The organism is Pseudomonas jilinensis (assembly GCF_003586265.1).
Lineage (GTDB): Bacteria > Pseudomonadota > Gammaproteobacteria > Pseudomonadales > Pseudomonadaceae > Halopseudomonas > Halopseudomonas phragmitis.
This window is the reverse complement of record NZ_QJSA01000009.1, coordinates 157422-181307: the sequence shown is the minus strand read 5'-3', so window position 1 is coordinate 181307 and position 23886 is coordinate 157422. Positions and strand designations below refer to the sequence as shown.

Below are 23886 nucleotides of genomic sequence, written 5' to 3'. Positions count from 1 at the left end.
GGCGGTAGCGTTTCATCCTCAAGTTGAATGCGAATGGCCCCAATGACTGACAACCTGCTGCTGGCAGAGCCCGGCAATCCCCCGCTAGCGACCCTCTTGCTTGCCCACGGTGCTGGTGCGCCCATGGACAGCCCGTTCATGGAGCAGTTGAGCGCCGCTCTGTGTGAACGGGGTATCCGGGTAGTGCGCTTCGAGTTTCCTTATATGGCTGCACGGCGTGAGGACGGACGCAAGCGCCCACCCAATCCCTTACCAGCCCTGCAGCAGTGCCTGCGTGAGCAGGCCGCAAGCATGAGCGGCCCCTGGCTGGTGGGCGGCAAATCAATGGGTGGGCGGGTTGCCAGCCTGCTGGTCGATGAGTTGGGGGCGCTGGGACTGGTCTGCTACGGTTATCCGTTTCACCCGCCCGGTAAGCCGGAGAAGACCCGTACTGCTCATCTTGAGGCGCTGGCCACGCCGGCACTGGTGGTTCAGGGCACCCGCGATCCGTTCGGTCGGCCGGAAGAGGTCAGTGGCTATCGGTTGGCCGACAGCCTGCAGGTGCATTGGCTGGAAAGCGGCGATCATGATTTCAAGCCACTCAAGGCCAGCGGTCGCACCCAGGCACTATTAATAGAAGAAGCAGCCGAAGCGACCCTGGCTTTTGTGCAGGGTGTGATCTCCAAGAGCTAACGCCCTTCGCGCCTGCGAAGGCCTCAGGCGGCCAGTGACGGCAGCCACAGGGAAATCTGCGGGAACAGGATCAGCAGTACCGTTGCCAGCAGCAGGATGAAGATGAACGGCGGCGTGCCACGGATCACATCCAGGTACGGCCTGCGAAATACCGCCATGGCGGTGAATATATCGCAACCGAAGGGCGGGGTAGCTGAACCGATGGCAGCCTGCAGGGTCACGATCACGCCGACGTGAACCGGGTCCAGCCCGGCGGCATCCACGGCCGGCTTGAACAGCGGGGTCAGGATCAGGATTACGACGATCGGATCGACAAACATGCAGCCAATGAAAAAGGCCACCGCGATCATGGCCAGCACCAGTGTCGGGCTGTCGCCGATCACCTCGATCACCGGACCGATAATCGCCTGGGGGATGCCGGCAAAGGAAATGCTGTAGGTAAAGGCATTGCCGGCGGCCACCAGTATGAACACCACCGAGGTAATCAGCCCGGTGGACAATGCCACATCCCACAGCTCGCGGAGTTTGACTGCGCGCAGAATAACCACTTCCAGCAGCAGGGCGTAGAGCACGGCGATAGCTGCCGCCTCGGTTGGGCTGAAGTAGCCGGCATAAATACCGCCGACCACCACCAGCGGGAAGCCCAGGGGCAGCAGGGCCTTGCGCAGAGCTTTGAGACGCAAGCCCCAGCCGACTCTTGGCTCAGGCTCAATGCCCATGCGCCGTGATGCTACCCAGGCGTAGAACGAGAACAGCAGAAGAATCAGCAGCCCAGGCAGGATGCCAGCGATGAACAGGTCGCCAATCGAGGCGCCGGCGACCACACCGTAGATGATCATGCCGATGCTGGGTGGAATCAGTAGGGCAATGTCGCTGGCATTGATGATCAGGGCCAGTGAGAAACTGTCCGAGTAACCCTTTTCCAGAAGTTTGGGGCGCATTGGTCCGCCCATGGCCACTACCGTAGCCTGGGTTGAGCCGGAGACCGCGCCAAACAGGGTGCAGCTGGCGGCTGTGGTGATCGGTAGCCCGCCGCGCAGGTGGCCGACGAAGCTCTGGACCAGATCGAGCAGGCGGTTGGCGGTGTGGCCTCGAGTCATCAGGTCGGCGGCAAAGATGAACAGCGGTACCGCGGCCAGAGCCCAGGACTGTACGCCGCTGATCATCTGGCCCATCAGCAGGCCAACATTGTCCAGGCCAATCACCAGAAACAGCAGCATCAAGCTGGCGACCAGCAACGGCACCATCATCGGAAAGCCGAGCAGTAGTAGAACAAACATAGTGACGAAGGTCAGGGTCAGCATCATTCGACCCTTGACACGTTGGCTCCCGGTGCCTGCTCATAGCGTTCAGGTTCTGAGAACGAGCGCCAGATGCCCGGTGACAGCAGGTTGCGGGCCACGGTCAGCCAGTATTGCAGGCCCGCCAGGGCAAAGCCGATGGGGGCAGCCAGATAGGGAATCCACAACGGTATCTGCCGGGCCGAAGAGGTGCGGCCACGGCTCTGGATCGCGCTGACGTAATCCCAGGCGTGCCAGGCCAGATAGAACATCAGTGCGCCGGTGAGCAGGCTGATGGCTACCAGCATCGACTTGCGCAGCTTGCCCTTGAGCTGGTCATAGAATGCCGACATGCAGATATGCCTGGCCCGGCGCACTGCATAGCCGATGCCGGCGAAGGTCATGATTACCAGCGCCACCTGGGTCAGTTCGACCTGGCCGGCGACGCCGCTGCCAAATAGTTGCCGGCCCAGTACGTGGGTGATCAGCAGGCCGGCAAGAAACAGCACGCTACCGGCCAGAATGGTTTTTTCGATGTGTTCGGTGATCAGGTCCAGGGTGCCCAGAATCTTTCCGAGCAGTCGCTTGATCGAGTGGCTGGCCGATGGGTCGGCAGTCCTCGGCATTGGCTGGTCCTCTGCTGTTCCTGGCGCAGGGCAAGGCTGGCTGCGCGTTTATGAGTCTTTTCAGGACGCTTTGGTCATGATGCGGAATGGAGCTCTCCCTAAGCCCCTTTTTTGAACATAACCCATATTCGTCGTTTGTGCACGGCATGGACATGTCGGGGTCATGTGTTAAGGTTTAAAAGCAAACCAGAACAATCGAAAAGGAGCGTTCCATGAATTGGCGTAATGGCTGTATAGGGGTGGCGGCACTGTTTCTGGCGGCTTGTGGTTCGGACGACCAGCAGCAGGCGGCAAGCACTCCGTCGGCGGAGCCTGAAGTCCAGGTGGAAACCTGGGGTTTTGCGTTGGAAGAAATTGAAGGCAGCGTGCAGTATGAGTACGCAGCCAAGTTTGCTGAACTGGTGACCGAGAAAACCGCAGGAGCGGTTGATGTGCGTCTGTTTCCCTACGGGCAACTCGGTGGTTTGACTGATATCTATGATCAGGTCCAGGCCGGTGCGGTGCAGTTGGCCTTTGGCTCGGGATTCCTGGGCGGCACTGTGCCCGAGTCGCAGTTGTTCAGCCTCAACTTCGTGCTGGGCGATGATGAGTGGCAGAACACCCAGATACTCAATGACCCGGCTTTTCGCAAGCATCCCGACTTGCTCGAGTCTTTCCGTGAGCGTGACCTGCAACCATTGGCGATAGTGCCCGAAGGCTGGCAGGTATGGAGCGCCAACAAGGCAATTCGCAGCCCTGATGATTTCAGCGGGGTGGCGATCCGGACCATGGACAACCGCCTGTTGCGCGAGACCTATCGGGCCTATGGCGCCGATCCGACCACCATGGAGTATGGCGAGCTGTTCAGCGGTATGCAGCTTGGCCAGATTGACGGCAATATCCAGCCGGTCTTCGCGCATCAGGAGATGGATTTCTATCAAGTCCAGGATTACCTGATCTTTGCCAATCAGGCGCAATTCATTGCCACCTTCATGGCCAATCGCGACTGGTACGATGGGCTGAGCGATGAGCACAAGCAGGTTATTGAAGAAGCCGTGGTCGAGCTGGTGCCCTATATCCATGAAGTACAGACCCGGCTCAATAGCGAACGGCTGGACATCATCACCAGCAACAGCGATATCGAGCTGGTGTACCTGACGCCTGAAGAGCGCGAGGTATTCCGTGAACTCAGCATCCCGGTGCGCGAGACCTTTGCCGAGATGGTCGGTGAGCGCGGTACGCGGCTGATGACGGTGCTGGTGGATATGACCGATGAGGCCTATTCGGCTGAGTAAAGGAACCACTGATTAATTGCACCCAAGCTCAGTAGCCCGGTTGTCGCTGACCTGTTCTGGACTGTCGATGCCCCGGACGGGCATCGTCAAGCCCCCGTGGGTGAGGCAAGCGTTTACCAAGCATGCTTGGTGCGCAGCTGAACGCCGACCGATCTGTGATCGGTTGGCCGGACCCGGAGGGGTTCACGGCGTGTCCAGAACAGGTCAGTGACAATTGGGCCAGCACCGAAACTGATTTAATCAGTGTTTCCAGCTTGTGTTAGCATACCCACCCCCTGTTTCTTCGCTGGAAGCCCCCATGCATACCGTCGACCGTAGTGCCGTAGAGCGCGCTCTTGGCCAATATCAAGATCCTTACCTGCAAACCGATCTGATCAGCGCGGGCTGTTTGCGTGATCTGCGGATTGAGGGCGGCAAGGTTGAGGCTGAGCTGGTGCTGGGCTATGCGGCAGCCGGTATTCGGGCCGGTATCGAGCAAATGTTGCAGGTGGCGGTCGAGTCGGTGGCGGGTGTCGAGTCGGCGACCATCAGCGTAGCTTGTGAAGTGGCGAGCGCTCCTGCTCAGGGCAGTATCGAGGCGCTGCGCAATGTCAAAAACATCATCGCCGTCGCGTCAGGCAAGGGCGGGGTGGGCAAATCCACCACGGCGGTCAATCTGGCGCTGGCGCTGGCCCGTGAAGGTGCCCGGGTCGGGGTGCTGGACGCCGATATCTATGGCCCTAGCATGGGCTTGATGCTGGGGTTGCCCGAAGGTACCCGGCCTCAGGTCAAGGATCAGAAGCTGTTTATTCCGCCGACTGCCCATGGCGTGCAGGTCATGTCCATGGCTTTTCTGGTTGATGACAATACCCCGGTAGTCTGGCGTGGGCCGATGGTTTCCGGGGCGCTGATGCAGTTGCTGACTCAGACTGCCTGGGATGATCTCGACTACCTGGTGGTGGACATGCCGCCGGGGACCGGGGATATCCAGCTGACGCTAGCCCAGAAGGTGCCGGTAACCGGCGCGGTGATCGTGACCACACCGCAGGACCTGGCACTGCTCGATGCCAAGAAAGGGATCGAGATGTTCAACAAGGTCAATATTCCGGTGCTGGGGGTGGTCGAGAACATGGCCATTCACATCTGCTCCAATTGCGGTCATGCCGAGCATCTGTTCGGCGAGGGTGGTGGCGAGCGCCTGGCCGAGCAATACGGTGTTGATCTGCTGGCTTCTATGCCGCTGTCGATGATGATTCGCGAGCAGGCCGATGGCGGAACCCCGACCGTGGTGGCTGAGCCCGAATGCCAGATCAGCATGATTTACCAGGATATGGCCCGGCATGTGGGCGCACGGATTGCCGAGCGGGCTCAGGCACCGGCCATGCCCAGTATCAGCATCAGCGATGACTGACAGCTTAGTCATAACCGGCTAGAATGCCCGATCATTTTTCACCCAATCCTTATGCAGGACACACCATGAGCATCAAGTCAGACCGCTGGATTCGTCGCATGTCCCAGGAGCACGGCATGATTGAGCCGTTCGTCGAGCGTCAGGTACGCGGCGCCGAGGGCAATCGGATGATTTCTTATGGGGTGTCCAGTTACGGTTACGATGTGCGTTGTGCCGATGAGTTCAAGGTGTTCACCAACATTCATTCGGCTACGGTGGATCCCAAGCATTTCGACGAAAAGAGCTTTGTGGATGTGAAGGGCGATGTATGCATCATTCCGCCGAACTCGTTCGCCCTGGCCCGTACCGTCGAATACTTCCGTATTCCGCGCAATGTGCTGACCATCTGTCTGGGCAAGAGCACCTATGCCCGCTGCGGCATTATCGTTAATGTCACTCCGCTTGAGCCAGAGTGGGAAGGGCATGTGACCCTGGAGTTTTCCAACACTACTACCTTGCCGGCCAAAATCTACGCCAATGAAGGCGTGGCTCAGATGCTGTTCTTCGAGTCTGATGAGTCCTGCGAAGTCTCATACAAAGACCGCGGCGGCAAGTACCAGGGCCAGCGCGGTGTAACCCTGCCCAAGGCGTAAGGTAAAAAAGACGCCGGTGATCAAGGTTGCCGTGGCACAACCTTGAGACCGGCGTAGTTGCTGCAAGGAGCAAATACAATTCAGGCGCCCGAAGGCGCCTGAATGGTTTTAGAAGCTCTTGGTGGCTGAGAAAGTCCAGTTGCCGCTGCAATAACGGCTTTTGCCATACCATTCGCTGCAGGTGCCGCCCTTGATGTTGGTGTCTGAGTACATCAGTGCCCAGTCGATACCTACGAAGTCCTTGCTGACGGTGACAGCCCAGTCATCGTACTTCTCTTTGCTCTGTACCGAACTCAGCGGATCCTTGGTGTCAGTGCGACCGTAGTGCAGGTCAAGGCCGAATTCGTAGGGCAGTTCGAAGCCGTAACCAATGTAGGTGTACAGCGCACTTTCCGGGTCGTAGGCGTATTTGGCGCCCAAGGTGAAGCCGTACAGACCGATACTGGCCAGAACTTCGTCGACACTGGCATCACCACCGGCTTTCGGGTAGGTGTAAGTCGCCCAGCCCAGGTCCAGCTCGATTTCATCTGTGATGTTGCCGGCCCAGCCAAAGTAGTAATCGATTTCCACGCTGGCATCAAAGGCGTCGGCGTCGACGTTGGAAGCCCAGGCGCCGATATACAGGCCGGACTCGTGGGCGAAATCCAGGCTGCCCTGAACCGCGCCGGCACCAGCAGTCTGCGACTGGCCGCGCCAGATGTAATCGGTTGCCAGGGTGGCGGTCATGCTGGCGTCGATTTTACCGATCGGGGTATCGAACTCTTCTGCATGGGCCAGAGTGGCAAAGCCGAGGGTGCTGGCGGTGGCGACGGCAACTGCAAGTTTTTTCATCATATTGGTAGTACCCCATGTCGTGTGATTCAAAAAGTTTTGAATGTGTTGGCACGGGTTACATAGCACGTAGCTTGCCAGTTTTTATTTCTTGTTTTATTTCATGTGGTTATGTGTATTTTGTGGTGTTATGAGTATGATTTCGGTCAGCTTTTTGCGGAACGATTGCACTGTGGTGGTGCGCCAGTTCGGGGCGGTGGTGCATGCAGGGGAGTCCGTTATCCGGTTGATCCAGGTCAACGAGGGCGGTCACCGGTTTGCGACAATGACTATAGTGATAAACAAGGCAACAACAATCCAAGGAGTCACCATGCGCAACGTACTGCTACCCTTTGACGGCTCGGCCCCGGCCAAACGAGCCATTGAGTATCTGGTGGGTGTAGCTGCCGAGTATCCGAACATTCTGGTGCACGTGATCAATGTGCAGAGTGAGCCCAAACTGTATGGCAACTATGTGTCGGCCAATATGCTGGAACAGTTGCACGGGGGCGCGCTGGATCATGCCCGTGAAGTGATTGCCGAGGCTGGTGCCATGCTGCGCGAGGCCGGTGTTCGCCATGAAGAGCATGCGGTGGTGGGTGAGGTCATTGGTGAACTGGCACATGCGGTCAAGAGCCTGGGCTGTGACACCGTGATCATGGGTACTCGCGGTATGAGCAATCTGGGCAACCTGTTCATGGGCTCGGTCGCTACCCGGGTGGTGCATGAAGTGCCGGTGCCGGTGTTGCTGGTCAAATAGTCACTGCGCGACAATAACGGCTCCGCCAAGGAGCCGTTATGTCATCCGTTCAACCGATCCCCCATGCCGGGGTTGATACCCTCAGCTTCCGCCAGCTCGATCAGCTCAATGCGCTGCCCAAGGGCTCCTGCTTCAAACTGTTCAAGCACTGCCAGTCGCAGTTGCTCGAAGGTCGTGACTATTTCTACTTGCCGGCTACCGAGCATCAGGCGTTGATCGATCAGCTCAAGCTGTCCGGTCAGATTTATGCCAGCACGGTTCATCTGGTGCTGCTGACCCGTGATGGTTATGCCCGCCTGCGCGAACTGGGTGGGAGTCAACTGTGATGGCCGATTGAGCGGTCGCTGTATCTTCAGCAATTGTGCTGTTCCGGGCCTAATACTGCTTTAACTGCCTGGGAGTACTGCTCATGACCGCCAAGGATTTTCTGCTGGCGCTGCTTGTCATTCTGGTCTGGGGCATGAACTTCGTGGTGATCAAGGCTGGTTTGCAGGACATGCCGCCCATGTTGCTCGGCGCCCTGCGATTCATGCTGGTGGCCTTTCCCGCGATACTGTTCATCAAGCCACCGGCGGTGCCGCTGCGCTGGTTGCTGGCCTACGGTCTGACCATTTCACTGGGCCAGTTCGCGTTCCTGTTTTCAGCCATGCACGTCGGCATGCCGGCCGGCCTGGCCTCAGTGGTACTCCAGTCCCAGGCTCTGTTTACCTTGTTCTTTGCCGTACTGCTACTGGGTGAGCGGTTGCGTGGCTTTAATCTCATTGGGCTGTTGATTGCGGCCGCAGGTCTGCTAATGATCGGTTTGCAGATCAACAGCGGTATGACCACGGCCGGTTTCATATTGACCTTGTGCGCTGCCTCTATGTGGGCACTGGGAAATATCGTTACCCGCAAGATCGGCAAGGTGAACCTGGTCGGGCTGGTAGTGTGGGGTAGCCTGGTGCCGCCTTTGCCATTTCTGGCGCTGTCCTGGTGGCTGGAAGGTCCCGAGTTAATGCGCAGCGCCTTGCTGGGCTTCAATCTCAATACCCTGTTGGTTCTGCTGTATCTGGCTTTTGCCGCGACCATTCTTGGCTACAGCCTGTGGAGCCGGCTGTTGTCGCGCTATCCGGCCAGCCAGGTTGCGCCTTTTTCCCTGTTGGTGCCGGTGATTGGTTTGAGTTCCGCCGCGTTGCTGGCGGGGGAGCGGGTCAGCGCCCTGCAGCTTGGCGGAGCATTTCTGGTGATGCTGGGGATTTTGGTCAATGTGTCTGGAGGGTGGCTGCTTGGCCGTTGGCGTAGGGCCGCTGGGCGACCGGCAACGGAGTGTCCGGTCGTCAGCGAGCCCCGCTAGCCGGGGCGGCTCAGTCCTCGCCGAGAAAACCACCGGACTGTCGGGCCCAGAGCTGGGCGTAGAGCCCGCCGCGCTCAATCAGTTCGGCATGGCTGCCGTCTTCGATAATGCGCCCCTGATCCATGACGATCAGCCGGTCCATGGCGGCGATGGTCGACAGCCGGTGGGCAATGGCGATCACCGTCTTGCCGTCCATCAGCTTGTTGAGGTTGTCCTGAATCGCCGCCTCGACTTCCGAGTCCAACGCCGAAGTGGCCTCGTCGAGAATCAGGATTGGTGCATCCTTGAGCATGACCCGGGCGATCGCGATGCGTTGGCGCTGACCACCGGAAAGCTTGACCCCGCGTTCACCGACATGTGCATCGAAACCGACGCGACCCTTGGCGTCGCGCAGATCGGCGATAAAGGTTTCGGCTTCAGCCCGACGGGTGGCTTCGAGCAGCTCACTTTCGCCGGAGTCGGGTCGGCCGTAAGTTATGTTGTCGCGTACCGAGCGGTGCAGTAGCGAGGTGTCCTGCGTGACCATACCGATATGTTCACGCAGGGAGTCCTGGGTGACCTCGGCGATGTTCTGTCCATCGATCAGGATGCGCCCGCCCTCGACGTCGTAGAAGCGCAGCAGCAGATTGACCAGGGTGGACTTGCCGGCGCCGGAACGGCCGACCAGACCGATTTTTTCACCGGGCCGAATATGCAGGTTGAGGTCCTCGATCACTCCATGGCCCTTGCCGTAATGGAAGTGCACATGGTCGAAGCGGATCTCGCCGTGGCTGACCAGCAGCGGTTGGGCTTGGGGGGCGTCTTCGACCAGTTGCGGGCGGGCGATCGAGTTGATGCCGTCCTGCACGGTGCCGATGTTCTCGAACAGGGCCGACAGCTCCCACATGATCCATTGCGACATACCCCACAGACGTAGTACCAGAGCGACCGCCACGGCGACTGCGCCAACGCTGGCCAGTTCGTTGAGCCACAGCCAGATCGCCAGTCCGCTGACGCTGATCAGCAGCAGGGCGTTGAGCCCGTATAGAAGGGAGTAGACCAGAGTTACCAGGCGCATTTGCTGATAGACGGTGGTCATGAACTGGTCCATGCCTTCGCGGGCATAGGTCGACTCGCGCTGGGCGTGGGAGAACAGTTTGACGGTCTGGATGTTGGTGTAGCTGTCGACGATGCGCCCGGTCATGATCGAGCGGGCGTCGGCCTGTTGCTCGGCGACCTTGCCCATGACCGGAATGAAGTGGCGCATCAGCAGGATGTAGCCGACCAGCCAGATCAACATAGGCAAGGTCAGGCGCCAGTCGGCGCTGCCGACCACCAGCAGGGTGCCGATGAAGTAGACGCTGACATAGTTGAGCACGTCGATCAGCTTGATCACGCATTCACGCACCGCCAGCGCGGTTTGCATCATCTTGGTGGCGATACGCCCGGCGAACTCGTCCTGATAAAAGGCCATCGACTGGCGCAGCAGGTAGCGGTGCACCAGCCAGCGGATGCGCATCGGATAGTTGCCCATCAGGGTCTGGTGGCTGAACAGCGAGTTGGCGAACACCATCAACGGTAGCAGTACCAGTACCACCAGGCCCATCCCCAATAGCTTCAGGCCTTCGGTTTCAAGGAATGTCTCGCGGCTCTGCTCGGACAGCCAGTCAACAATGCTGCCCAGAAAACTGAACAGCCACACTTCAGCCAGCGCGATGCCGGCCATTAACAGCGCCGCCATGCCCAGGTAAGGCCAGGCACCGCGAGTGTAGTACAGGCAGAAGGCCAGAAGCTGGCGTGGAGGTTCGCTCGGCTCTATCGCAGGAAAGGGATCAAGGCGTTTTTCAAACCAGCGAAACAACATGTGCAAACCTGTCAGGGTAAAGCGGTAGGCAGGGCATTATCGGTGAGATAGTCGAACCGCGAAAGGGGCGGATGACTCCGAGGTGTCAGGCTATTCCAGCATCGCGCAGGTGCTGGGCGGCAATCCGACGACGCTCCCCAGAGGGGGTTAACGCCTTACCTTCTTCAACGTTTCGGCAATCATGAATGCCAGTTCCAGCGACTGGTCGGCATTCAGGCGCGGGTCGCAGTGGGTGTGGTAGCGGTCCGAGAGCCCGGCTTCGGTCACCGGAGTAGCGCCGCCAATGCATTCGGTGACGTTCTGGCCGGTCATCTCGATATGAATGCCGCCAGCCCAGCTGCCTTCGGCCTGATGCACGGCAAAGAACTGTTCGACCTCGCGCAGTACCTGGGCGAAATCGCGGGTCTTGTAGCCACTGGAGGCCTTAATGGTGTTGCCGTGCATGGGGTCGGAACTCCACAGCACCAGCCGGCCTTCACCTTCGACGGCGCGAACCAGTCGCGGCATGTGTTGCTCGACCTTGTCGGCGCCCATGCGCACGATCAGATTGAGCCGGCCGGGGTCGTTGTCCGGGTTGAGGATGTCGATCAGTCGCAGCAGTTCGTCCGGGTCGGTACTCGGGCCGACCTTGACCCCGATCGGGTTGTGGATACCGCGCATGAACTCGACATGGGCGCCATCCGGCTGACGGGTGCGGTCGCCGATCCAGAGCATGTGTGCCGAGCAGTCGTACCACTCGCCGGTCAGACTGTCGCGACGGGTGAAGGCCTGCTCGTAGTTCAGTAGCAGGGCTTCGTGGGCGGTGAAGAAGCTGGTTTCGCGCAGTTGCGGAGCGCGTTCCTCGTCGATCCCGCAGGCGCGCATGAAGGCCAGGCTTTCATCGATGCGGTCGGCCAGATGCTGAAAACGGTCGCTGGTGGCCGAGTTGGCAATAAAATCCAGGTTCCACTGATGTACCTGGTCCAGACTGGCAAAGCCGCCCTGAGCAAAGGCGCGCAGCAGGTTGAGGGTGGCGGTGGCCTGGTTATAGGCCATGATCAGACGCTGTGGATCGGGCACGCGACCGGCAGCTTCGAAGGCGATCTGATTGATGATGTCACCACGGTAGGCCGGCAGGGTAACGCCGCCCTGGGTTTCATCATCGGCCGAGCGCGGTTTAGCGAACTGGCCGGCCATGCGCCCAACCTTGACCACCGGGCAGCCGGCGGCAAAAGTCATCACCACTGCCATTTGCAACAGCACCTTGAAGGTGTCGCGAATCTTCGGCGCGGAGAATTCGGCGAAGCTTTCGGCGCAGTCACCACCTTGCAGCAGAAATGCCCGGCCCTGGGTGACCTCGGCGAACTGCCGACGCAGCTCGCGTGCCTCGCCGGCAAATACCAGCGGCGGATAGCCGGCAAGGGTGTGTTCGACCTCGGCCAGGACCTGAGCGTCGGGGTAGGTTGGTTGCTGCAGGATCGGTTTGCTGCGCCAGCTATCGGGAGTCCAGGGCGTGGTCATAGGCTTCAATATGTGGGTGTATCAGGGGGTTCGATGTTACCCTGAGACATGAAAATCTTGTACCTGTTATTACGCCGGCTATTGGGCATCAGACGTCACGCTATGACTACCCAGGAAAATGTGATCGATTGTCTTCGTGACGACTTTGGCCTGTTGCGGGTGACTGAATCCGGCCTCTATCGGTTTCTCTATTTCGGCGAAAAGACCGAGCAGAGCTGCTGTTATGTGCCGGATTCCGCCTGGCTGGAATATGACTACACCCGGGCCATGCTGTTGGGGTTGTACTGGTGCCGGGCGGATTATCGGGCGACCTTGCTGGGACTTGGCGGAGGTAGTCTGGCCAACTGTCTGGTTCGCTATTTCCAACCTGAGCGGGTCACGGCGGTGGAACTGCGCCCTGCGGTGGTCGAGCTGGCGCGCAAATGGCTGGGACTGAGCAGTGACCCGTGCCTGCAGGTGCTTGATGGCTGCGCCGAGCGTTATATCAATCAGGCGCCGGAAAGCTGTGATCTGTTAATGGTCGATTTGTATATGGAGGGCGGGCTGTCACGTTTGCAGTTGCAGACCGAGTTCTTCCAGAGCTGCCACCGTGCCCTGCGACCCGGCGGGCTGATGGTGATCAATCAGTGGCAAATGGGCGAAACCGGTCAGCCCTACGCGGCGGAGATGTTGCGTGAGCTGTTTGGTGATGACTACCTGTGCGTTGAAGTGGACGAGGGTAACATTCTGCTGTTCATTCCCGCTGGCGGGCGTCTGACCCTGGACAAGGACGCCATGCGACTGTGGGCTGATGATCAGGAGCCCCGGCTGGGTTATTCCCTGCGCCCGTATATTGAGTCGTTACGCCGCGCCGGATAAACCCGGCCGGCACCCTGGCTTTTCATCGGTAACCCGTCTACTGTCAGCCTTTGACCGATGGAGGCCGACATGTCCCAGTTGATCGATACCCAGGCGCTTGCCGAGCGGCTGGAAGACTCCGAATTGTGCTTGTTCGATCTGCGCTTCTCCTTGGAACAACCAGGGCAGGGGCGGCTGGATTTTGCCGCCGGGCACATTCCAGGCGCGCGCTATCTGCATTTGGATGATGACCTTTCGGCTGCCGTGGTGCCGGGCCAGACGGGTCGTCACCCTTTGCCGGACCCTGAGCGGTTGAGTGCTTGCCTGCGGCGCAATGGAGTAAATGGCGATAGCCTGGTGGTGGTCTATGACGACGGTCCGGGGCTGTTTGCCGCACGCCTGTGGTGGCTGCTGCGCTGGCTTGGACATGAGCGGGTCAAGCTGCTCAATGGTGGGCTGCGGGCCTGGGTTGCCAGTGGTCGACCGTTATCCAGCGAAACGCCTCGCCCTGCAGTTGAGGGCAACTTCCAGGGGCGCGCTGATCATGCCCGGTTGATCGATGCGGCAGAAATTCTCAGGCGCCAGGGCGACCCGGCCCTGCAATTGCTCGATGCGCGCGGCGCCCCACGCTATGCCGGGGAGCAGGAGCCGATTGATCCGGTGGCCGGGCATATTCCTGGCGCCGCCTGTTTGCCCTGTGTCGCCAATGTTGGCGCTGATGGCCTCTGGTTGCCGGCGGCTGAGCTGGCGGCACGCTTCAAGCCCTGGCAGGGGGAAGGTCAGGTATTGGCCTGCTATTGCGGCTCCGGCGTCACTGCCTGCCACAATATTCTGGCTGCCGTCGAGGCCGGGCTGCCCGAACCGCGACTGTATGCCGGCTCCTGGAGCGAATGGATCACTGATCCGCAGCGCCCGGTGGCAACTGGCATGACTCCCTAAGCCCAGGTAATGTAGGAACGGTCTGCGGCTGTGAAGCGGGCTGCATGCCCGCAGACCGACCAACGGTCATTCAGTGTGGGCAAAGTCGGCCGATAACCTCTGATCTTCTGGAGGTGCATCATGACTCAGACTCCGTTTCTTTCATCCAGTCAATCGCGCCCGGCGCACTCGGTTGCGGCGGCGTCTGTGCGCAATCTGCCGGTCCCGCAGCAGACTCTGGCCAATCGCCTGGCAGAGCGTCTGGGCTTGCAACAGGGCAGCCTAAATGGACCGGCCGAAAACTTTGCTCCGGCCAGGGTGGCGGAGACCGTTCTCGGCTTTATCGAGGGCAGGTTGCAGCAGGCCAGGGCCGATGGCGCCGATACCTCGCAGTTGGAAAAACTCTATGACCAGGCTCGCAAAGGGGTTGAGCAGGGTTTTGCCGAGGCCCGCAAGATTCTTGACGGCATGGGCGTGCTCAAGGGCAAGGTAGCCGAGGACATTGATGATACCTACAACCGAATCCAGTCCGGCATGAGCGATATCGCCCAGCGTCTGCTGCCTGGGCGTGATCAGGTGTCGGTGGCCAATTATTCCAGCCTGGTCGCGCTGTCCGAGAGTTTTGAACTGTCGGTAACCACCCGGGAAGGGGACCGACTGCGTATCAGCATCGCCCAGGCCTCAGTGAGTGCGGCAACGGTAGAAAAGACTGCAGACGGATTCGCCGGCAGCGCCGGACTGCTGCAGGTCGGCCAGTTCCAGGTGGTCATCGAGGGACAGCTCAACAATGATGAACGGGCGGCTCTGGAAAGCCTGCTGGGGCAGGTGCAGGAACTGGCCAGCCGGTTCTATGCCGGTGATCTGGCTGGTGCTTTTGACCGGGCTCTGGCGCTGGATCTGGACGGCACGCAGTTGGCCAGCATGTCGCTGAGCTTGACCCAGACCAGCGTGCGTCAGGTCAGTGAGGCTTACCGCAGTGTCGCCGGCCAGGCGGCGCCAGTCAGTGCGGTTAACAACCAGTTGCGTGATTATGCCGAAGGCCTGTTACAGGCGCTGCGCAGCGCCAGTGAAGTGAGTTCGGATGGCCTCAGCTTCCTTGAGCAGTTGCTGCGTGGCGGCTTTGCCCTGGATGAGCGCTTCGATCAGGGCCGCCTGGACAAGGCCGAGACGATCAACAACCGGTTGCTGCAGGGGTTGGCGCAACAGCTTGCGGCTGAGTGATCCGGCTATTGCGCCTTGAGCGGAGCCTTGGGTAGCGGCCTGGTCAGCAGAATGCAGACCATGGATATGGCCAGCATCAGCCCAATCAGGTGGAACGCGTCATTGTAGGCCATGATCTGGGCCTGCTGGTGAACCTGCTGGTTGAGCAGGCGCAGCGCGGATTCAGGGTTGCCGAGCTGCTCGGTCAGCAGGGTCAGCCGTTCCTCTAGTGCCGGGTTGGCTGGGGTGATGTGCTCGCGCAAATAGTCGAAGTAGTACTTGGCCCGGCTGTCCAGCATTGTGGCCAGTACGGCGATGCCGATGGCGCCACCGAGATTGCGGATAATGTTGTACAGGCTGGAGGCCGAGCCAGCCTGTGACGGCGGGATCATGGCGGTCGCCAGAATCGACATCGGTACCAGGATCATTGGCTGGCCAAAGGCGCGCAGCAGTTGGACGGCAATAAATTGATCACCGGCGAAATCGAGGCTGAGAAAGCCGCTGAAGTAGCTGGCCGAGCTGAACAGTAGAAAACCGGCGGCGCAGATCCAGCGGGCATCGATGTATTTCATCAGAATCGGCACCAGCGGAATCAGCAGCAATTGCGGCAGGCCCAGCCACATGAACACCTGGCCGATCTGCAGCGCGTTGTAGTGCTGGATCTGCGCCAGATATACCGGCAGCACGAACACCGTGCCGAACAATCCCACTCCCAGGCCGATATTGCCCAGGCTGCCGAGCAGAAAGTTGCGTTCTTTCAGTAGCCGCAGGTTGACCAGGTGGTTGTCTCGGCTCAGCTGCAGAATCACGAAGGTCACCAGGCTGACGAAGGCGATGACGCCGAGGGTGACCATCAGGGGGGATTCCAGCCAGTCCATGCGATGGCCTTCCTCAAGGAAGACCTGCAGGCAACCCAGGCCCAGCGCCATGGTGGCGATCCCGGCATAGTCACCTTTTTTCAGCAGTTCCCAGCGTGGCGGGCTCTTGTCCAGGCCGTACAGCAGACCGGCGGTCATCAGGATGCCGGGTACGATGTTGATGTAGAAAATGAATTCCCAGCCAAAATTTTCCGTCAGCCAGCCGCCGATGGTCGGGCCTATGGCCGGGGCGAAGGTGGCGGTCACGGCGAATAGCGCCATACCCTTGGGGCGCACCTCCAAGGGTAATTTGGTCAGGATCAGCGAGAAGGCGAAGGGTATCAGTGCGCCGCCGGCCAGGCCCTGGAGCACTCGGAACACGATCATGCTTTCCAGGTTCCAGGCCATCGAGCAGAGCAGTGAGGCGAACACGAAGATCACCGAGACGCACACGGCGAAGCGCCGCGGCGACATGATCATGGTCAACCAGGCGGCCAGTGGAATGATGATGATTTCGGCCACCAGATAGGAAGTGGAAATCCACGAGCCTTCCTCAATGGTAGCCGACAGTGCGCCCTGAATATCCTTGAGCGAGGAATTGATGATCTGGATATCGAGAATCGCCATGAACGCGCCGAGAATGGCGCTGAGAATGGCGATCCAGTCGCGCCGGGTCGGCGGCGGTATCGGCTGTTCGAAACGCGCGTCAGTCACGCAGGTCGACCTTCACCAGTACCGACATGCCGGGCCGGATGTGGCCGGTCAAGGGATGCCCGTTGGCCGGGACGATCTTGACCGGCATACGCTGTACGACCTTGGTGAAGTTGCCCGTGGCGTTATCCGGCGGCAGCAGACTGAACTGGGCGCCGGAGGCAGGGAACAGGCTGTCGATCACGCCCTCGATGGGCTGACCGGGAAAGGCGTCGAATTCCAGGTAGGCCTTGAGACCTTCGCGCAGGCCGCGAATCTGAGTTTCCTTGAAGTTGGCTTGTACCCACAGATGCTGCTCCGGTACCAGGGCCAGCAGGTGGCTGCCGGGCTGGACGTTGAGTCCGACCCTTACGCTGCGTTGGCCGACCCGGCCGCTGTTCGGGGCGCGGATTTCGGTTCGCTCCAGATCCAGTTTGGCCTTGCTGATGTCAGCTTCGGCCACCTCAATGAGCGCTGCCAGGCGTTGCAGGTCGGCGCGCAGGGTGTCCTTGACCAGTTGCTGGGTCTGCAGGTCGGCGTCAGCGCGTTGGACCTGGGCTTTGGCTACGTCTAGCTGAGCACGGAAGTTGCTGAGTTGCTCTTCCGATGCATAGCCGGACTGACGCAGCGGCGTGATGCGGCGAATATCCAGCTCCACGCGCTGGCGTTCGGCCTGGCGGGCCTGAACATCGGCGCGGGCGGCGGCGATCAGGCTGTCCTGTTGCGCCAGACGTGACTCGACCTCGATCCGTTCGGCCTTGCGTGTTGCCAGATTGGCGCGAGCCTGGGCCAGGGCGATCTGGAAGTCCCGCGGATCAAGGCGGATCAGTGGGTCGCCAATTTCCACCCACTGATTGTCGGTGACCAGCACTTCGGTAACCTGGGCGCTGAGCTGGCTGCTGATGCGGGTGATGTCACCCTGAACATAGGCGTTGTTGGTGGATTGGTAGAAACGTCCAATAAACCACCAGTGGACAAAGAAAGCGGAGCCGGCCATGGCGAGCAGGAGAAAGAAAACGAACAGGCGCTTGCGAACGTGGGCGGACATGGATACTTCCTTTTCTACTTGTCCGAGCACTGTAGCACTGTTCCAGCAGGCACCAGAGGCGCTAGAATCTGGAAACTTTGTTGCATGACAGGAACAGTTAACTATGGGTTTGGATGACGCCCTGATCTTCACCCGCGTGGTGGAGTGTCACAGTTTTACCAGCGCAGCAACCACGCTGGGTATGCAGAAGTCCACCGTCAGTCGGCGGATCGCTCAGTTGGAAGAGCGCTTGGGGGTGCGCCTGCTCAATCGCACCACACGCAAGCTGCGGCTGACCGAAGTAGGCCAGGCCTATTACGAACGCTGTCGACAGATCATGCAGGAGTTCTCCGAGGCCGAACAGGCGATCATGCAGTTGCAGCGCGAACCGACCGGGCTGCTGCGGATCAGTTCGCCGATCGAGTTTGGTCAGCTGTTTCTGGGCAAGGTAGTGGGCGAGTTCATGCGCTGCTACCCGGCGATCCAGGTTGAGGTTGAGCTGACGACCCGGACCGTCGACCCGGTTGAGGAGGGGGTGGATATTGTGATTCACAGAGGGCGTTTACCCGACTCCAGTCTGGTGGCCCGGCCGCTGATTTCCAGCCCCAGCCAGCTATATGCCAGCCCGGATTACATTCGTCAGTACGGCATGCCCAGCAAGCCTGAAGAGCTGACTCACCACCGCTGCATTCAGAGTGTCAGCGAAACCAGCCGCAAGTGGCACTTCCTTGAGCCCGAGGTCAACGTCACGGTCAACCCGGTGATGACGGTCAACAATGTAACTTTTGCCCGCGAGGCGGCATTGGCGGGGGCCGGGATCGTCAACGTGCCGGCTTTTATTGCCGAGCCCTGTGTTGAGCTGGGCACTCTGGTCAGGGTGCTGGAGCATTGCCGGCTGCCTTCCAGTGAGCTCTGCGCCTTGTATCCCTCGCGGCGCTTTCAGGCGATGAAGGTCAAGGCCTTTATCGACTACCTGGTGGAAAGTGTGGATGAGTGGCTCAACAGCAGACTGGAGGCTGAGTCCGAAGCGCTGATAAAATCTGCCGACGAATAGCTTTTTTCTGTGCCCCCGGTATGGGGGCCGTTTATCCGAGAGTATCCATGACCGTTCGTACCCGCATTGCCCCGTCTCCGACTGGTGACCCCCATGTCGGCACCGCCTATATCGCCTTGTTCAATGAGTGCTTTGCCCGTCAGCACGGCGGCGAATTCATTTTGCGTATCGAGGACACCGATCAGGTGCGCTCCAGTGCCGAGTCCGAGCAGCAGATTCTGGACTCGCTGCGTTGGCTCGGGTTGCAGTGGGATGAAGGCCCGGACGTGGGTGGTCCGCATGGGCCGTATCGCCAGAGCGAGCGTAGCGAGATCTACCAGGCGCATAGCGAACAACTGATCAGCAATGGCCATGCCTTCCGCTGCTTTTGCAGCAGCGAGCGACTGGACGCCCTGCGCGCCGAACAAATGGCCAACAAACAGACCCCCGGCTATGACGGTCACTGTCTGCACCTGAGTACCGAGGAAGTCGAGCGCCGGGTGGCCGCAGGTGAGCCGCACGTTGTGCGCATGAAGGTACCGAGCGAAGGTGTGTGCGTAGTCAACGATATGCTGCGTGGCGAGATCGAGATTCCCTGGGAGCAGGTCGACATGCAGGTGCTGATGAAGGCCGACGGTCTGCCGACCTACCACCTGGCCAACGTGGTCGATGATCACTTGATGCAGATCACCCATGTGCTGCGCGGCGAGGAGTGGATCAACTCGGCACCCAAACATATGCTGTTGTATCAGTACTTCGGCTGGGACATGCCGCACCTGTGCCACATGCCGCTGCTGCGCAACCCGGACAAGAGCAAGCTGTCCAAGCGCAAGAATCCGACCAGCATCACCTTCTACCAGCGCATGGGCTATCTGCCGCAGGCGCTGCTGAACTATCTGGGGCGCATGGGCTGGTCGATGCCCGATGAGCGGGAAAAGTTCAGCCTGGCCGAAATGGTCGAGCATTTCGATATCCACCGGGTATCGCTGGGCGGTCCGATTTTCGACATTGAAAAGCTGGCCTGGCTCAATGGCCTGTGGATTCGCGAACTGTCACCCGAGGATTTCGCCCGGGCGGTCCAGGCCTGGGCGGTCAATGGCGACTATCTCAAACCGATGATCCCGCTGGTGCAGAGCCGGGTCGAAACCTTCAGCGATCTGCTGCCGCTGGCCGGCTTCTTCCTGATGGGGCGGCTGGAGCTGGACCCGGCGCTGTTCAAGCACAAGAAGCTCTCGGAAGACGAGGTGCGTCAGGTGTTACAGCTAACCCTGTGGAAGCTGGAAGCGCAGCGCCAATGGAGCAAGGACAGCATCACCGCTTGTATCCAGTTTGTCGCCGAAGGCCTGGGGCTCAAGTTGCGTGACGTGATGCCGCTGCTGTTCCCGGCGATCACTGGTCAGGCCAGCTCGGTCTCGGTTCTCGATGCCATGGCGCACCTGGGGCCGGATCTGACCCGTTTCCGTCTGCGACAGGCGCTGGAGCTGCTGGGCGGCACCTCGAAGAAGGAAGCCAAGGCTTGGGAGAAGCTACTGGCTGGATTCACTCAGGTTGAGGCTTAAGTTGCTGTTTTGCGTAAATTTCTGTTGACAGGGTGGGGCGAGGACCATAATATTCGCCCCGTCCTTGAGACGGGGCTATAGCTCAGCTGGGAGAGCGCCTGCATGGCATGCAGGAGGTCAGCGGTTCGATCCCGCTTAGCTCCACCATTTTTTGGTCAGCGCGTAAGTGTTGACCTGTTTTACACTGGCCTGTATCGCTCCCAGGCGGTCAGGTAAAGAAACGATACCAGCATCGTTTCCAGAAGGGTTTGCGTCCCCTTCGTCTAGTGGCCTAGGACACCGCCCTTTCACGGCGGTAACAGGGGTTCGAGTCCCCTAGGGGACGCCATCTTTACCAACCGGTACCCATGTGCCGGCGGTCGCAAGAAGACGGGGCTATAGCTCAGCTGGGAGAGCGCCTGCATGGCATGCAGGAGGTCAGCGGTTCGATCCCGCTTAGCTCCACCATTTTTTGGTCAGCGCGTAAGTGTTGACCTGTTTTACACTGGCCTGTATCGCTCCCAGGCGGTCAGGTAAAGAAACGATACCAGCATCGTTTCCAGAAGGGTTTGCGTCCCCTTCGTCTAGTGGCCTAGGACACCGCCCTTTCACGGCGGTAACAGGGGTTCGAGTCCCCTAGGGGACGCCATCTTTACCAACCGGTACCCATGTGCCGGCGGTCGCAAGACCACGGGGCTATAGCTCAGCTGGGAGAGCGCCTGCATGGCATGCAGGAGGTCAGCGGTTCGATCCCGCTTAGCTCCACCAATTAAAGGGCTCGTCGCAAGACGAGCCCTTTTTCTTTGCCTGTCACTCCTTCAGGCAGTCCACACAGAACCGCACGCTGCCGTCCTCCTGGCGGATTTCGCGCAGACCGTGAATATCGCTTTCAAAGCCCGGGAACTGCTGGTCCAGTTGCTGCGCCACGCGCAGGTAGTCGGTTATTGCGGTGCAATCGGTCGGGAACCGCTCGCCGGGCATGATCACCGGAATACCTGGCGGGTAGGGAACCAGCATGACGGCGCTGATTCGGCCGGCCAGTTGCTCGATCGGGACCATCTCGACCTGACCGCGAACCATGTGCTGATAGGCGTCGGCTGGGCGCACCAGCATGTCTGGCAGCTCGGTATAGATCTGGCGCAGGATCTTCACCATGCGCTGCTGCTTGTAGAAGCTGTGCAGGCGTTCGCACAGATCCTGCAGTCCCAGGCCCGGATAATGGCCGCCCTGGGCGATGCCCGGCAGGGTCGTTTCCAGTGGTGCGTTGGCGTCGTAGAGGCGCTTGAACTCCTGTAGTTCGGATACCAGGGTGCTCCATTTGCCCTTGGTGATGCCCAGTGAGAACAGAATCAGAAACGAGTAAAGGCCGGTTTTTTCCACGACCAGACCGCGCTCGGCCAGAAAACGGGTGACGATGGCGGCCGGAATGCCACTTTTGGCCAGCCGGCCCTGTTCCTCGACGCCGGGAGTCAGCAGGGTGACCTTGATCGGGTCGAGCAGGGCGTAGTCCGGCGCCATGTCGCCAAAGCCGTGCCAGCTCTCGCCATTATCCAGGGTCCAGTCACTGGCTTGCAGTTGCTCGCTGTCCAGCGCTTCTTCTGGCTCCCAGACATCAAACCACCACTGATCCTCGTCCAGTCGTTCGGCGGTCTGCTGCATGGCCTGGCGGAAGCTCAGGGCCTCGTCCAGGGTCTCCTGGACCAGTGAGCGGCCAGGCTCGCCAGCCATCATCCCGGTGGCTACGTCGATCGAGGCAATGATGCCGTAATGCGGGGAGGTTGAGGTGTGCATCATGAAGGCTTCATTGAAGCGCTCGCGATCTAGCTGCTGCTCCTCGCTGTCCTGGGCAAGAATGATCGAGGCCTGACTCAGCGCTGCCAGCACCTTGTGCGGCGATTGGGTGGCGAATACCAGTGGGTGACGTGCGCGAGGCAGGCCGCGATTGCGACCCATGCCATGGCGACCGGCATAAAATTCGTGAAAGGCAGCGTAGCCGTACCAGGCTTCGTCGAAGTGCAGGATGTCGACGGCATCCTGCAGCTGTTCCTTGATCAGCTCGGCGTTGTAGCACAGGCCGTCATAGGTCGAGTTGGTCAGCACCGCCAGGCGGATATTGTCGACCTGGCGATCCTTGAGCAGTGGATGCTCGGCCAGGCGCTGCTTGAGCCGCTCGGGGGCCAACTCTTCCAGGCTGATCGGGCCGATGATGCCGTAGTCGTTGCGCGAGCCGGTCAGGTAGAGCGGGATGGCGCCGGTCATGATGATGGCATGGAGGATTGACTTGTGGCAGTTGCGATCGACCAGCACTACATCATCGCGGCTGACGAAGGCGTGCCAGATGATCTTGTTGGCGGTCGAGGTGCCGTTGATTACGTAGAAGCTGTGATCTGCGCCGAAGGTGCGAGCGGTGTTCGCCTCGGCCTCGGCAATCGGGCCGTTGTGATCGAGCAGCGAGCCCAGGCCGGGTACCGAGACCGACAGGTCCGAGCGCAGGGTGTTCTCGCCTAGAAAGTCATGGAAGGCCCGGCCGACCGGGCTCTTGCGAAAGGCCACGCCGCCGCCATGGCCGGGTGAATGCCAGGAATAGCTGGAACGCGCGGTGTAGTCGAGCAGGGCCTTGAAGAAGGGTGGCAGCAGTTGTGCCAGATAGGCGCGGGCGGTACGGGCGATCTGTCCGGCAATGAACGGCAGGGTGTCCTCGAACAGATAGATGATGCCGCGCAGCTGCAGCAGATCGCGCAGCGCGCTGAGGTAGTGGCTGTCCAGGTGCTGACGGGTGCTCAGGGCGATGATCGGCAGTTCGGGCGAGCGCGAGTGGGCAGCCTCGAACAGAGCCTGGACCGGCGCCAGGTCGTTACCGTCGTCGGTGCTGAACAGGATGCAGGACAGGCCGCGGTGGGCTTCGGCTATCAGTCGTCCTTCATCCAGCGAGCCGGTGGCCAGGACTTCGAAGCCCTCCTGGCTCAGGGCGCTGAACAGATCGTCGAGTTGCTTGCCGGCCACATTGGCCTGGCCGATATGCGGGTTGATGACCAGGATAGGGAAGTGCAGGTGTTTGAACATGAACGATTTCCTTGTTGCCTGCAGACAGTGTTGTCGCTGCCGTCGGTGACTGCAAGTGGTGCTTTGCCGGAGGCTGCCGACAGTTGCCGGTAGGGCTGTGTGGTATCCTGCGCGCTGATCGAATTTTGTCAGCAGGAGTCATTGCTCGTGAACTGGGATCTGGATAACCCCTATACCCTGGCCATTAGTGTGCAGCCGGATGATATCGACGAGCTGGGGCATGCCAATAATGCGGTGTATGTTCGCTGGCTGGAGCGTTGCGCCTGGCAGCACTCAAAATCCCTGGGGTTGGGATTGGAGGAATATCGCGAGCTGGATCGGGCGATGGCGGTGGTACGTCATGAGATCGACTATCTGGCCTCGGCCTATGAAGGCGATGAGCTAACCATGGCGACCTGGATTGTGCATTGGGACAAGAAACTGCGCATGACCCGGCATTTTCAGTTGTGTCGCAACAGCGACGGGCTGACGCTGCTGCGTGGGCGGACGACCTTTGCCTGTATTGAACTCAGCAGCGGCAAACCGAAACGCATGCCGCCGCTGTTTCTCGAGGGCTACGCCAAGGGGCTGACCGAAGTCAGCCCGGCGTAAAGTGCGCTCCAG

The 23886-nt window shown here is 60.0% G+C and carries 21 protein-coding genes and 5 tRNA genes; 18 read left to right on the top strand and 8 right to left on the bottom strand.

Translation table 11 applies throughout. From position 1 onward, the window contains the following. Positions 1 to 42: 42 nt before the first annotated feature. Positions 43 to 672: an alpha/beta family hydrolase gene (locus C2846_RS11545; RefSeq protein WP_119701513.1), complete on the top strand. Its 630-nt coding sequence runs from the start codon at positions 43 to 45 to the stop codon at positions 670 to 672. Between the two features lie 23 nt (positions 673 to 695). Here C2846_RS11545 and C2846_RS11540 read toward each other — a convergent pair whose 3' ends face one another. Together C2846_RS11540 and C2846_RS11535 are read right to left on the bottom strand one after the other, a co-directional pair. Continuing rightward, the gene (locus C2846_RS11540) at positions 696 to 1976 is read right to left on the bottom strand and encodes a TRAP transporter large permease (protein WP_119701502.1); all 1281 of its coding nucleotides are present in this window, start codon (positions 1974 to 1976) and stop codon (positions 696 to 698) included. Then, entirely contained in the window at positions 1976 to 2578 is a 603-nt protein-coding gene (locus C2846_RS11535; protein ID WP_119701501.1) for a TRAP transporter small permease, read from the bottom strand. Before C2846_RS11535 ends, C2846_RS11540 begins: the two co-directional genes overlap by 1 nt. Before the next feature lie 212 nt (positions 2579 to 2790). Between C2846_RS11535 and dctP the strand changes: the two genes are divergently transcribed. The 3 genes from dctP (at position 2791) to dcd (ending at position 5874) form a co-directional block, all read left to right on the top strand. Beyond that, positions 2791 to 3852, top strand: coding sequence for a TRAP transporter substrate-binding protein DctP (dctP, locus tag C2846_RS11530; protein WP_080051059.1), 1062 nt, complete (start codon positions 2791 to 2793; stop codon positions 3850 to 3852). Between the two features lie 298 nt (positions 3853 to 4150). After that, entirely contained in the window at positions 4151 to 5242 is a 1092-nt protein-coding gene (gene apbC, locus C2846_RS11525) for an iron-sulfur cluster carrier protein ApbC (RefSeq protein ID WP_080051058.1), read from the top strand. A gap of 65 nt (positions 5243 to 5307) precedes the next feature. Next, positions 5308 to 5874, top strand: coding sequence for a dCTP deaminase (gene dcd, locus C2846_RS11520; RefSeq protein WP_080051057.1), 567 nt, complete (start codon positions 5308 to 5310; stop codon positions 5872 to 5874). 108 nt (positions 5875 to 5982) lie between these two features. Here dcd and C2846_RS11515 read toward each other — a convergent pair whose 3' ends face one another. After that, positions 5983 to 6708: a TorF family putative porin gene (locus C2846_RS11515; RefSeq protein WP_080051056.1), complete on the bottom strand. Its 726-nt coding sequence runs from the start codon at positions 6706 to 6708 to the stop codon at positions 5983 to 5985. Positions 6709 to 7015: 307 nt separating this feature from the next. Here C2846_RS11515 and C2846_RS11510 point away from each other — a divergent pair, with 307 nt between their 5' ends. The 3 genes from C2846_RS11510 to C2846_RS11500 all read left to right on the top strand — a co-directional run bounded on the left by C2846_RS11510 (position 7016) and on the right by C2846_RS11500 (position 8777). Beyond that, positions 7016 to 7444 (top strand): universal stress protein, encoded by a 429-nt coding sequence (locus C2846_RS11510; RefSeq protein WP_095624536.1) that lies wholly within the window; start codon positions 7016 to 7018, stop codon positions 7442 to 7444. 38 nt (positions 7445 to 7482) lie between these two features. Next, a complete protein-coding gene (locus C2846_RS11505) occupies positions 7483 to 7770 on the top strand; it encodes an ORF6N domain-containing protein (RefSeq protein ID WP_080051054.1) in 288 nt (95 codons plus the stop codon). 83 nt (positions 7771 to 7853) lie between these two features. Beyond that, the gene (locus tag C2846_RS11500; protein WP_080051053.1) at positions 7854 to 8777 is read left to right on the top strand and encodes an EamA family transporter; all 924 of its coding nucleotides are present in this window, start codon (positions 7854 to 7856) and stop codon (positions 8775 to 8777) included. A 10-nt stretch (positions 8778 to 8787) separates the two neighbouring features. On the opposite strand, the gene C2846_RS11495 is transcribed toward C2846_RS11500, so the two are convergent. Continuing rightward, positions 8788 to 10617, bottom strand: a complete 1830-nt coding sequence (locus tag C2846_RS11495) for an ABC transporter ATP-binding protein (RefSeq protein WP_119701512.1) — start codon at positions 10615 to 10617, stop codon at positions 8788 to 8790. Between the two features lie 150 nt (positions 10618 to 10767). Beyond that, positions 10768 to 12120: a class II 3-deoxy-7-phosphoheptulonate synthase gene (locus tag C2846_RS11490; protein WP_080051051.1), complete on the bottom strand. Its 1353-nt coding sequence runs from the start codon at positions 12118 to 12120 to the stop codon at positions 10768 to 10770. Positions 12121 to 12222: 102 nt separating this feature from the next. Here C2846_RS11490 and C2846_RS11485 point away from each other — a divergent pair, with 102 nt between their 5' ends. From C2846_RS11485 to C2846_RS11475, 3 genes are all read left to right on the top strand, one after another. Further along, positions 12223 to 12978, top strand: a complete 756-nt coding sequence (locus tag C2846_RS11485) for a spermidine synthase (protein ID WP_165443812.1) — start codon at positions 12223 to 12225, stop codon at positions 12976 to 12978. Positions 12979 to 13047: 69 nt separating this feature from the next. Next, positions 13048 to 13896 carry a sulfurtransferase gene (locus C2846_RS11480; RefSeq protein WP_080051049.1) on the top strand — a complete coding sequence of 283 codons (849 nt, stop codon included), beginning with the start codon at positions 13048 to 13050 and terminating at the stop codon, positions 13894 to 13896. Positions 13897 to 14016: 120 nt separating this feature from the next. Then, the gene (locus tag C2846_RS11475) at positions 14017 to 15096 is read left to right on the top strand and encodes a DUF5610 domain-containing protein (RefSeq protein WP_119701499.1); all 1080 of its coding nucleotides are present in this window, start codon (positions 14017 to 14019) and stop codon (positions 15094 to 15096) included. A gap of 5 nt (positions 15097 to 15101) precedes the next feature. Here C2846_RS11475 and C2846_RS11470 read toward each other — a convergent pair whose 3' ends face one another. Then, the gene (locus C2846_RS11470; RefSeq protein WP_231705530.1) at positions 15102 to 16646 is read right to left on the bottom strand and encodes a DHA2 family efflux MFS transporter permease subunit; all 1545 of its coding nucleotides are present in this window, start codon (positions 16644 to 16646) and stop codon (positions 15102 to 15104) included. Beyond that, positions 16639 to 17670, bottom strand: coding sequence for an HlyD family secretion protein (locus tag C2846_RS11465; RefSeq protein WP_119701498.1), 1032 nt, complete (start codon positions 17668 to 17670; stop codon positions 16639 to 16641). The genes C2846_RS11470 and C2846_RS11465 overlap by 8 nt, the downstream gene beginning before the upstream one ends. 103 nt (positions 17671 to 17773) lie before the next feature. Here C2846_RS11465 and C2846_RS11460 point away from each other — a divergent pair, with 103 nt between their 5' ends. The 7 genes from C2846_RS11460 (at position 17774) to C2846_RS11430 (ending at position 20988) form a co-directional block, all read left to right on the top strand. Continuing rightward, on the top strand, positions 17774 to 18703 hold the full coding sequence (locus tag C2846_RS11460) for a LysR family transcriptional regulator (protein WP_080051046.1): 930 nt from the start codon (positions 17774 to 17776) through the stop codon (positions 18701 to 18703). Between the two features lie 47 nt (positions 18704 to 18750). After that, a complete protein-coding gene (gene gltX / locus C2846_RS11455) occupies positions 18751 to 20241 on the top strand; it encodes a glutamate--tRNA ligase (RefSeq protein WP_080051045.1) in 1491 nt (496 codons plus the stop codon). 71 nt (positions 20242 to 20312) lie between these two features. Continuing rightward, a tRNA-Ala gene (locus C2846_RS11450) sits at positions 20313 to 20388 on the top strand. A gap of 105 nt (positions 20389 to 20493) precedes the next feature. Next, positions 20494 to 20569, top strand: a tRNA-Glu gene (locus tag C2846_RS11445). Positions 20570 to 20612: 43 nt separating this feature from the next. Further along, positions 20613 to 20688 (top strand) — tRNA-Ala (locus C2846_RS11440). 105 nt (positions 20689 to 20793) lie between these two features. Beyond that, positions 20794 to 20869, top strand: a tRNA-Glu gene (locus tag C2846_RS11435). Positions 20870 to 20912: 43 nt separating this feature from the next. Next, positions 20913 to 20988, top strand: a tRNA-Ala gene (locus C2846_RS11430). 42 nt (positions 20989 to 21030) lie between these two features. Here the strand turns inward: C2846_RS11430 and C2846_RS11425 are convergent. Continuing rightward, positions 21031 to 23283: an Orn/Lys/Arg family decarboxylase gene (locus C2846_RS11425; protein ID WP_080051044.1), complete on the bottom strand. Its 2253-nt coding sequence runs from the start codon at positions 23281 to 23283 to the stop codon at positions 21031 to 21033. Positions 23284 to 23430: 147 nt separating this feature from the next. Here C2846_RS11425 and C2846_RS11420 point away from each other — a divergent pair, with 147 nt between their 5' ends. After that, positions 23431 to 23874 (top strand): acyl-CoA thioesterase, encoded by a 444-nt coding sequence (locus C2846_RS11420; protein WP_080051043.1) that lies wholly within the window; start codon positions 23431 to 23433, stop codon positions 23872 to 23874. Positions 23875 to 23886 lie beyond the last annotated feature (12 nt).